Below are 10,088 nucleotides of genomic sequence, written 5' to 3'. Positions count from 1 at the left end.
GTTGGCGTTTCGGCCCCGGAGCTTCGTGGCGTTTGGGGCGGCCTGACGCGCCGCACAAAAACTATCACTGGCGACCCGAATGCCTATCTTATCGATTGGTCAAAGTCAGAAGCTGAGTTTGACGAAAACGGAACCTACATCGACCAGCGCGGTGAAGTGACCGAAATGACTTATCAATCGCTGCGCAAGGCTTTCGGCATCTAACCGATTCTGATGAGCGGCGGCCTGTGGTTGCCGCTCATTAACTTGTCTTTACATAGGTCTTGGCTACGGCGTAATTCGCAAGTTCATGCGCTACTTAGTCTCGTATCCACGGCGCCCATCGCCGCTCAGAATCTTGTTGGGCGGCCGGCGAACCATCTTCGGCCCGCGGTCGCGGAGCGCATCAGCGGTTGCAGGACCGGTGCGAACGTCCGCCGGCCTGCGATCCTGCTGCGCGCCCTTCTCTTCGCCGCTCACGCGACCGAGCCCAGACTGGACTCGCTGGTCACGGCGCCCCCGGTGCGATCGGCCAGCGCATCGCGGCGCGACTGCTCGGCCTTGATGATCTCGTCGGCCTCGTCCCAGGTCGCGGGATCGCGGCCCGCGATCTTCTTGGCCAGCGCCATGCGCTTCAGCCCGTGGGCCTCCAGGACGTCGCCCGGGATCTCGACCGCGCTGCGGCGGGTCTCGTCCTCTGTCTCGTTCACGAGCCCGGCGCCGGCCTGCTTCTCCGGCAGCGAGCCGGACCGGTAGACCGATTCGTGCGGCACGGCGGTGCCGTCGTCGTGGAGCTTCTTCGCCGCGGCCGGCTTGAAGCCCGCCACCTCGCCGATCGCGTACGGCAGCGTGGTCTCGGCGAAGACCATCGGCACGAGGCCGCGGTGGTTCTTGCGCGCCATCTCCTCATAGTGGCGCAGGTCGAGCTTGGTGTTGTTCGCCAGCATGTCCGCTGTCCTTGATCCTGAACCTCAGTGGGCCGCCGGCTCATTCCGGCGGCCCATGATCAGCGCCCCGATCAGGAGGCGGACAGCGAGCCCCAGCGGGCGTGACGGAGGACGGACACCGCCTGGTCGTAGTTCAGGGCGATGTCGTGCTGGGCCTCCATCAGCACGGCCATCATGTTCTGCTGGAACAGGTGGACGAGCGTGCCCGTGCCGGGGTCGATGGTGGCCTCCATCGAGGTACGGACGGTGATGTCCTCCTCGTCGCCGTAGAGGACGTTCGACCAGTCCACGAGGGCGAGGGTCGACTCGTCCGTGGTGGCGCCGCCATTCGACGGGAACTGCGTGGTCACGAACACCCGGAAGCGCTTCCAGGTCGGGGTGTCGGTGTTCAGCTCCGGGTAGATGTACTGCCCGTTGGCGCCGCGCGCGTCCGCGAGGTAGCGCATCAGGTGGTAGTTCATAGTCCAGGCGAAGCGGCTGGTCGCCGGGATGTTGGCGTCGGTGATCGCAAGGATCATCCGGGTGGCGACCCTGTCGAGCTCGGCGACGGTCGGCGCCTTCGGGTTGGCGAACAGCGCGCCGGCGCCGGTGGCCGAGGCGTCGAAGGCGTTCACGTTCGGCCGGTTGAGGATGCCGAGCGGGGTGTAGTTCGTGCCCGCGCCGAAGTAGCAGGCCAGGTCCATGTTGTTGGCCAGCGTGAGGCGCAGGTCGTCGCGGATGTAGGCCTGCAGGTCGGCCAGCGACCACTTCAGCGCCTCCATCGTCACCATGACGATGCCGGCGATCTTCTTCGCCCGCATGGAGATGCCGTTGAAGGTCGGCGACCCGACGGGCTTCTTCATGCCCTCGCCGACATACCCGGCGGTGGACGAGGTCGCCCCGCGCGGCTGGTTGAACTGGCCGCCGATCAGCGGCACCCGGCGCGGGTTCGCCGCGAGGAAGGTGTTCTCGCCGCGCAGCAGCTCGATGATGGTGTTGGCGTTCGGGGTCGGCAGCAGGATGCCGCCGTCGGCCGAGGTCAGCGTGGTGTTGGTCTTCTCGCGGCGGCGGGCGGCGTTGGCCGACGCGCGGTCCTTGAGCTCCTTCACGAAACGCTCGTAGCCCTCGTCGCCGAGGATCTCGATCGGCGACTTCGCGATGCCGGCCTGGAGGAAGGCGCGGCTCTTGGCCGAGGCGGCGGCCATGAGCGTGGCCTCGTCGAGGATGCTCATCTTCTCGGCCGGCCGGGCGCAGGCGAAGCGGCCGTCTGCGGCCGCGGAACGCTCCAGCACGTCGGTGCCGCCCGCGGCCGCGGTGGCGGACCGGGTGGTGGCGGCGTCCAGCGCCTCCATGCGCTCGGCGTCCTTGACCATGTCGAGCGCCTTCTCGGCCGCGGTCAGGGCGTCCTTGTAGGCGGTGCGGTCGGCGTCGGTGGCGCCATCGGCCACGGCCTTCGCGCGGGCGGCGGCGGCCGCCTCGCGGGCAGCCTTCAGCTTCTCGCGGAGCTCAGCGAGCGTGGGCATTACAGTTCTCCATCGGGGATGGTGGTGGCGTGAGCCGGCAGGCTGCCACCGGGGTTACCGCCTCTGCGTCGTCTGCCGGCGGATCAGTTCGGGGTGTGCTGCCCCATCTCGGCGTCGAGGGCGGCCATGCGGGCGTCGGCCTCGAAGATCTCGTGCTTGGCGACCAGCGCCGGCATGTCGACGGCGAACTGCTCGCGGAGCTTCTGCTCCGGCGTCGGCTCGGGCGCGGGCTTCTTGCCGTCCTCGCCCGGCTTGGGATCGGCAGCGTCGGTGCGGCCCTTGAAGCCGAGGGCCTTGGCCAGCCGATCCAGCAGGCCTTCGTCCGTCTCGATCGCACCGACGACGCGCTCGGCCTTGGATGGCTTCACGGGCGCCAGGACCGGCTCGCCGCCCTCGCCCGCCTTCACCTCGAAAATCTTGCCATCGAACACCACCGTGCTTTTGGCCGGCCCGGCGCGGCGGTGCGATTCCTCGAACGCCTCCCGGGGCACGATCAGCCCCTTCTCCAACGTCCAGGTATCGAGCACCTGCTCGATCATCTCCCGAGCCATCACGTCGCCCTCGGCGGCGGCCTTGGCCAGCGCGGCGGGGTTCGCCGGCACGCAGCAGGGCGAGCACTCGTAGAGCTCGGCCTCGTGAATCATGTAGCCCGGATAGAAGTAGCCGCCCTGCTGGTCCTCCGGCACTTCGCGGCGCTCAATCGACAGCGGCATGAAGCCGATGGAGCAGGCCCGGATGCTGCCGGCCTGGAAGTGGACGTCGAGGCGGTCGGCCATGACGTCGCCCTTCACGAGCGTCAGCGTGCCCTCGGTGCGCTTCGGCCGGCCGCCCAGCGACTTCTCCAGATCCGACCACGTGCCCACCGGCGGATCGCCGGCACGATGCGACCACGGCGCGACCGGGTTCTTCTCGAACTCGGTGGTGTTCAGCCCGGCCTGCACGACGATGTCGCGGTCGCGGTCCTCAACCTCCGCCGACATGACGAAGCGCATCGTGCGGGCGTCCTCGTCGTAGCGCGCCTTGGCGATGCCGGTCGGTGCCGCCTTGATGATGACGCCCGAATCCCGGGCGAAGTGCTTGCGCTCCACGCCGCCGTAGCCGCGCGAGCCGAGATACTCGTCGATCGAGACACGCTTCGAGGCCATCAGGCTGCTCCTGCTGCGTCGTAGGCGAGGCGCAGACCGGCGCCCTTGCCCGCGTTGTTGTCGGGGCTCTCGCCCTGGCCGGCGCCGGGCTGGGTCGCGTTCTGGCCTGTGCCGGCCTGCACCACCGTGCCGTCGGCTGCGATCAGGCTCATGTTCACCGGCACCATGCGCTGGTCGCCGCCGCCAGCGAGCGGGTTCAGCCGGAACGGCAGGACCTCGCGCGCCTCATCGAAGGTCATCAAACCGTCCTTCATGGCGGTGTCGACCAGCTTGGTCAGCGCCTCCAGGTCGGTCGCCATGAGCGCAACCTGATCGAACTGCGGCGAGAACACCGGCCAGTCGTCGATTGGGAACAGTGCGTTCCGGAACTTCTCCTGGATGCCATGCGCGGTCGGATGCAGGCAGTCGCTGTAATACTGACGGTTCATTGCCGCCATGTTGTTGTAGGCGACCGCCTCCAGCGCGAAGATCTTGTGCGGCGGCATGTTCATCAGGCCGCAGATCCGCATGACCTGCTGGTTAAAGCTCTCGGTGGTCTGGCCGTCGCGCGCGTTCAGCGCGATCACCTTCGCCTCGAGCCCGGCCTCCAGCAGGATCGGGTCGCCGTTGGCGCTGGCCTTCCGGATTTTGTCCGTGAGCTGCTGCTGCAGGCGGCGGAACGCGGCATCCGCCATCTGGCCGTCGCCGAAGACTTTGTCCGTCTGGAACACCACCGGCTGCTTGCCGTCGTTCCCGAAGATGTTGGTCTGGTAGTCCGCGATCGCCGAGACGAGGTCGAAGATCGGCGTGCCGAGCGCGAGGCTCGACAGGCCATAGAGTCCGTCCCAGAGGCGGCCGCGCAAGTGGATGATGCGGTCCGCCGGCACGATCATGTACGTCTCGCCGAGGACGGCGCGCTCGTATTCCGTGCCTGCGAAGATCTCGTAGAACAGCTTCCCGCTCGGGTAGGCGACCCGCGGCCGGCAGCGGCCGGGCATGATCGGGATCAGCTCGAGCACCGTGCCGTCGGTGGCGATCCGCTTCAGCGCGTAGGCGTTCTGCGCGAGCTCATAGTGCATGATCATCATGCGCCAGAACTCGGTCCAGGTGTGCTGGTCGTTCGGCCGGGTCATCAGCAGCCGGGCAACCGGGTGCTGCGTGTGCTCGACCATGGTCCAGCCGCGACCCTTGCGCTTCCACAGCAGCATCTCGGCCTTGGCGATATCCTGGGCCTTCCGGTCCGCGCACTGGATCGCGAGGCCCATGCCGACGGCGTCGCGGCCGAAGATGCCGCCGCGCGCGGCCCGGCCGCCGATGCCGAGGAAGTCCGAGACGTCGGACCAGCCGAACTCGAACTGGTCCCAGCCCGCGGAATCGGTCGTGGTGAGCGGGCCCGGCACGTCGCCGGCGGCCTTGGCCACCGCATCGGACTTGGCTGGATCGGTCAGTCTCATCAGGCAGATGCTCCGGCGAGACCGCGGGTTAGGTAGGGGTTGATCTCGGCCGGCTTCTTCGCCGAGGCGCCGAGCTGGCCGGCCTCATGGTCGAGGCGCAGCGCGTTGGCCTCGACCAGCGCGTCGAAGCCGTCGATGTTGGCCTTCGACCAGGGCTTCTCTTTCTTCGGCAGCACGTTGGCGTTCTGGTCGTAGTGGCCGACCACGTTGCCTGCGCACCAGGCGGTGATCGGGTTGCCGTCGTGCTGGAACAGCTCCGGATCCGTGGTCCGGGCCACGAGGTCCTCGGTGGCCGCGGTCAGGTTCCGGGCGTTCTTCTGGATGATGAAGACCTGATACCCGGCCGCCTCGATCTCCGAGGCCATGAGGTTCGCCTGGTAGTCGTCGAGGCCGACCCCGACGACGTTGTGGCCGTCCAGCGTGCCGAGGATCTGGCGCAGGATCACCCGGTAGTCGATGAACGTCCCAGGCGTGAGGCGCAGCCAATTCTGGCGGTGCCACGCCAGGAAGGCGTCGGCGAAGCGGTCATCCTGCAGGCGCTCGCACTTCGCAGGGAGCCAGTAATCCGCGGTCGCGTAGACGCGATCCCCGGCCTTCACCATGTAGGCGGCCGCGTTCAGGTCGGACCGGCTCGCGAGGTCGATGCCGACGTAGAGCGGGAAGCCCTTGAGCACCTCCAGCTTCAGCTTCGGGTCGGCGCAGCGCTCCCATGACTCCAGCGACACCAGGTTGCCCGCGGCGCGGGACCAGAAGTTGATCCGGGTGCGCAGGTACTCCTGACGCTTCGATTCCGACTTCCGGCCCTCGAAGGCCTCCTCCTCGATCGAGGTGGGGTTCAGCGAGATGCCCCACATCGGGTTAAGCTTCTCGACCGTGGCCGGGTCGAAGCACAGGTCCTTGTCCGCCTCCGAGCCCGCGTACATCGCGATGAACATGCGCGGCGCGTTCAGCCGGCCCGCCAGCACTTGCCGGCAGACCTTCCAGTCGTCGTAGGCCGGCGCGTTCACGTCGCGGCCCGCCGTCGAGATACCGAGATCGAGCGGCGCCTGCCGGGACCCCTGCGCCGTCTTCAGCACGCCGATGACGCCCTGGTCCTGGGCGTGTAGCTCCTCTTGGAGCAGGACGTGAGGGTTGAAGCCGTCGAGGTTCTTGGCCCGGGCGTGCGCCAGCTTGATCGTGCCGCCCGAGGCCGTGAACTCGCACCCGTCCTTGATGTCAACGGCCCCGGTCATCTCCCGCAGATCCTCGTCCTTGCCGAGCATCTTGCGGATGACGTCGTAGGGGATCCTGGCTTGGTCCTCCGAGGCGGCCGACACCACCACGTCGGCGCCCTCCTCGCCCTCGAAGTTGGCGCAGTACAGCACCACGCCGGCCGAGAGTGTCGTCTTCGCGTTCTTCCGCGGGATCCACACCCGCACCGTGCGGACCCACCGCAGGCCCGTGGCCTTCTCTCGGAATCCAAAGATGCCGGCGAGATACCAGCATTGCACCGGCTCAAGCACGATCAGGCCGGCGAAGGCCTTCACGTGCGGGAGCTTGCTGACGAAGTCGCACACGTCGATCACGTGCGCGTCCGACCACACGAAGTCGGCCTTGCCAGTCAGCGCATGGGCGCGCATGTCGAGGAAGCGCTGGCATCCCTGCCGCTCCTCGTCGCACGCCGGCACGCGGCCCGACGCCACCTCCTCGCAGTACCAAACGGCCATCCCGACGTAGTCCGGGAAGGCCTGCATCTCGCCGTCGATCTCGATCTCGACCGGCTTGAAGCGCTGATCAGCGGCGGTTCGCGAAACCCGTTCGCGCGTACCGGTTGACCCGCGCCCCTTGGGGGGCCGCGATCGGCCTGTCGAGATCATCCAGCCCCAGTTCCTTCCGGGCCTTGTCGAGCTGCGCGAACCACGAGCCGCGGACCTGCTTGCCGGCGGCCGCTGCCTTCGTGATCGTGTCGAACTGCATCGCGTAGCTAGAGAGGCTGCGGTGCGCGCCGATCGTCAGCCGCCCCGCATCGAACAGCACCCGGGCGAGTGCATCGTATTCGGCCTGCGCTTCTGCGCTGGTCAGCGGGAACAGCGAGCGCGGGATCTCGCGGAAGGCCGGATGCGCCACCACGCGCGGATCGCCACCGCCGATCTGCGCCGGCCCGGCATCAGCCTTCCGAGCCGCCCCCATACCGAACCTCGCCGCGAATGACCGGCCGGGCGCTTGGGTCGTCGCACCAGCGCACGATCAGGTGCATCTGGTCCGTCCGGCGCGCCAGCGCCTCCAGCGCTTCCTTCCAGCCGTGACAGGCCGCGCACAGCGTCCACAGTCCCTCGTCCGGACAATGCACCGCGCCGCCGTCCGCCACCGGCATCTTGTGGTCCACCAGCGTGCCGAGCACCGTCCGGTCGACCTCGGCGCAGCGCTGGCAGAACGGATGCGCGCGCCGGAAGGCCTTCGACCGCCGATCCCAGCGCGCGTCGTAACCGCGCTCGCGATACGGCGTCCGCGGCGCGCCCCGCTGCCGCGTCGGCTGGCGGCTCGCGCTCCTGGCTCGGAAGATCTGCGGCATCAGCGAGACAGGCGCGTGACGGGATTCAACACACTGCGCGCGCTGATTTTTTGCAATTTCGTCCGCGAGAATCGGTTTGACATCCGCCCCTGAACGAAAACGCCGCGCGCATTAACCGACACCCCCCACCCCTTGCTTGTCGACCGATCGTCGATCGTGCGTGCGTGAGAGCTCTGCACGGGCACCGGGGGGGGGCGAGGGCCTAAGCGGTGATGTGCCGGACCGCCCGCATCACGGCGTCCTCGGCGTGGGTGTTGGCCAGCGACAGGTCACGGGAAGCGAAGCGGTCGCCGCTCGGATCGGTGCCCCCGACCTCGTGCAGCAGGGCGATGAACGCGGCGCCCATATCCTTCACCCGAACCATGTTGGCCTTCTCGGCGTCGCTGAGGACCCGGTACTGGTGGCGGACGGCGTTGTTGGCCGTGCGATCATCGGAGGCGCTGTCGATGTTGGCCATGGCCGTGCTCGCTGCTCGGGTGGTGGGCCGGCGCTCCCGCGCGCTGGGCCGGTGGGTGGAAGCTTACGGGTCCGGCGGGGTGGTCACGGCTGTGTCCCGCCTATCGGCGGAAGCGGCCTGGAAAGAATCGTCACGGCCACGCTTGGATGGCGGTCGAATTTTACCCACGTAGGATTTGTACGGCCGCGCTACGTCGGCCGGGAGCCAAGGAAGCACGCAATGCGTCGCGCTCTAATTCTGCTGTCCGCCCTCGCCGCATCCACGTCGGCGATGGCCGCTGACGGCTGCAACCCGGCCGGACCGGGACAAATCTGCAATCGGACAGCCAAGGTCGGTGGCGCAGCGCCTGGGGCGTCTCAGGACGTCGTGGCTGAATGCCCGGCCGGCATGTTCGCAACGGGCGGCGGGTTCCTGATGAGCGCGTCCCCGCAGAAGTTCACGGTGACGCAGAGCGCGCCGTTCCAGAATGGCCGGGCGTGGGCCGTCACCGCGGTGAATACGACTTCGGCGCCGCAGCCCAGTGAGCTCACCGCGTTCGCTGTCTGCCGGCAGTAGTCCATCAGCGGATCGCCCGCCAACGGGGGCCTAAGTTGATTCAGCGCGGGGCGTGTACGCCTCCAACGTGCGGCGGCTCGTGAACCCGGGCTGATCTAAATTACTGCTGGGTCAGCTCGCCCTGGCCGGCCGGCTGCTCGCCCTCGGTGGCGGCCTGGCCGGTGCCGACGTTGATCTCCGACGGCGTGTTGGCCGAGATGGCGGCGGCGAGGGCTGCGGCCGAGGCCTTCATCTCGCCGATGATCGAGGCGAACTGCGCGCCGTCACCGATGGCGTTGGCCTGCTCGAGGCGGCCGATCAGCCCGGTGATCGCGGCGGCGGCCGCGGCTTCGACGGCGGTGTTGGCGTGCACCTGGTCGATCAGGTCCTGCAACGTCTGCTGTGCCATGTCGCTCTCCTGCATCAGGACGGCCTGCCGTCTCAGCAGCGCGTCCAGCTTCGCTTCGATGCGGCGGCCTCGGCCGATCCAGTCGAGCATGCGAGGTCCGTTCGCTTATGGTGAGGAAGGCAGGGCTCGAACCCGCCGTGCCGTAGGCGCCTGGGTTACAGCCAAGTGGACGTCCGCCCGTCCATCTCCCTCAACGGCGGTGAAGCTGCCAACGTGGCGACAAGTGATCGGTGGTCGCTGAGGGCAGAGTCGTAGCAAAGAAGGGGTTTGAGACCACCTTCCGGGCCGCGCTGCTCATCCTTCAACCCGAACCGGGGAGTACAAGGGGCGGTCGTCCGACGCCGAATGGGCGCGCCCCTTGTGAATCAGGACCGATTCCCGCCGTCAATGCGGGCCTGTGGAAAACGTTACTGCCGCTCGATCTGTCGCAGTTCAAGCTCGACTGGCGTGGCCCGGCCGAAGATCGAGACCGCGACCTTCACCATGCCGCGGGTCGGGTCGAAATCCTCGACGATGCCGGGGAAGCTGGCGAAGGGGCCGTCAGCGACACGCACCGCCTCGCCGATGAAGACCGCCTCCTCGGCGTCGAACAGCGGCACCGAGCCGATCAGGGTGTCGGCGAACTCGCGCATCTGCCGGTCTGGGATGGTGGCTGCCGCGATCACGGGGTTGCCGTGCTTGTCGCGCCCGAGTTCGCAGCGCTCGACGTGCTCGACGTCCCAGGCGAAGGCGCGGTCGCGGCGCAGGCTCGGCATGTCGCCGTAGACCCGCCGCTCCATCAGCCAGGGATGCTCGGCGGCGAGCTCCTCGAGCTGGCCGCGATCCTTCAGGCCGACGAACACCGTGCGGTCGAACAGCGGCACCTGCATCTTCCGGACGCGGCCCGAGCTCAGGACCTGCTCAATCTCATCTCGGGGCCGAAAGTGCGGGATCTTCGCCTTGGTCAGCTTCTCGCACAGCTCGCCGGTATGGCCGACGCAGGCCTCGACCATCGCCCACAGCTTGCCCTCTGGGAGATCGTACTCCGACCGGCGCGCCGCGATGCGATCAGCCTCACGCTCCCGCCGCTCGCGCTGGAGCTTCTCGCGTGGGCTCTCGGTCGGCTGCTCGCCCGACGCGGGTTCCGATTCC

General features: G+C 68.1%; 12 protein-coding genes and 1 tRNA gene. 1 reads left to right on the top strand and 12 read right to left on the bottom strand.

The features are described 5' to 3' along the window. The coding region (locus tag I53_RS34085; protein WP_210161589.1) for a hypothetical protein at positions 1–204 on the top strand (204 nt) is incomplete at its 5' end. A gap of 251 nt (positions 205–455) precedes the next feature. Here the strand turns inward: I53_RS34085 and I53_RS19250 are convergent. The 12 genes from I53_RS19250 to I53_RS36205 all read right to left on the bottom strand — a co-directional run. After that, positions 456–926, bottom strand: coding sequence for a hypothetical protein (locus tag I53_RS19250; RefSeq protein ID WP_043353656.1), 471 nt, complete (start codon positions 924–926; stop codon positions 456–458). Positions 927–997: 71 nt separating this feature from the next. Further along, positions 998–2,428, bottom strand: coding sequence for a phage major capsid protein (locus I53_RS19245; RefSeq protein ID WP_043353655.1), 1,431 nt, complete (start codon positions 2,426–2,428; stop codon positions 998–1,000). A gap of 83 nt (positions 2,429–2,511) precedes the next feature. Further along, positions 2,512–3,573 (bottom strand): HK97 family phage prohead protease, encoded by a 1,062-nt coding sequence (locus tag I53_RS19240; RefSeq protein ID WP_043353653.1) that lies wholly within the window; start codon positions 3,571–3,573, stop codon positions 2,512–2,514. Further along, positions 3,573–5,006: a phage portal protein gene (locus I53_RS19235; RefSeq protein ID WP_043353651.1), complete on the bottom strand. Its 1,434-nt coding sequence runs from the start codon at positions 5,004–5,006 to the stop codon at positions 3,573–3,575. Before I53_RS19235 ends, I53_RS19240 begins: the two co-directional genes overlap by 1 nt. Continuing rightward, positions 5,006–6,739 carry a terminase TerL endonuclease subunit gene (locus tag I53_RS19230; protein WP_187294385.1) on the bottom strand — a complete coding sequence of 578 codons (1,734 nt, stop codon included), beginning with the start codon at positions 6,737–6,739 and terminating at the stop codon, positions 5,006–5,008. Before I53_RS19230 ends, I53_RS19235 begins: the two co-directional genes overlap by 1 nt. A gap of 40 nt (positions 6,740–6,779) precedes the next feature. Beyond that, entirely contained in the window at positions 6,780–7,112 is a 333-nt protein-coding gene (locus I53_RS19225) for a hypothetical protein (RefSeq protein WP_148291201.1), read from the bottom strand. Between the two features lie 40 nt (positions 7,113–7,152). Further along, positions 7,153–7,557 carry an HNH endonuclease gene (locus tag I53_RS19220; protein ID WP_043353644.1) on the bottom strand — a complete coding sequence of 135 codons (405 nt, stop codon included), beginning with the start codon at positions 7,555–7,557 and terminating at the stop codon, positions 7,153–7,155. A 202-nt stretch (positions 7,558–7,759) separates the two neighbouring features. Next, a complete protein-coding gene (locus I53_RS19215; RefSeq protein WP_043353643.1) occupies positions 7,760–8,014 on the bottom strand; it encodes a hypothetical protein in 255 nt (84 codons plus the stop codon). A 356-nt stretch (positions 8,015–8,370) separates the two neighbouring features. Further along, positions 8,371–8,574 (bottom strand): hypothetical protein, encoded by a 204-nt coding sequence (locus I53_RS34080; protein WP_187294384.1) that lies wholly within the window; start codon positions 8,572–8,574, stop codon positions 8,371–8,373. 95 nt (positions 8,575–8,669) lie between these two features. Continuing rightward, positions 8,670–9,047, bottom strand: a complete 378-nt coding sequence (locus I53_RS19210; protein ID WP_043353641.1) for a hypothetical protein — start codon at positions 9,045–9,047, stop codon at positions 8,670–8,672. An 18-nt stretch (positions 9,048–9,065) separates the two neighbouring features. Beyond that, positions 9,066–9,149 (bottom strand) — tRNA-Tyr (locus I53_RS33425). 215 nt (positions 9,150–9,364) lie between these two features. Continuing rightward, the coding region (locus I53_RS36205) for a hypothetical protein (RefSeq protein WP_251982369.1) at positions 9,365–10,088 on the bottom strand (724 nt) is incomplete at its 5' end.

Origin of the sequence: Methylobacterium sp. B1, from assembly GCF_000333255.1 — a bacterium.
In the GTDB taxonomy this organism is placed as follows: domain Bacteria; phylum Pseudomonadota; class Alphaproteobacteria; order Rhizobiales; family Beijerinckiaceae; genus Methylobacterium; species Methylobacterium fujisawaense.
Note: the sequence above shows the minus strand (reverse complement) of the source record. Positions and strands in the feature narration are given on the sequence as shown.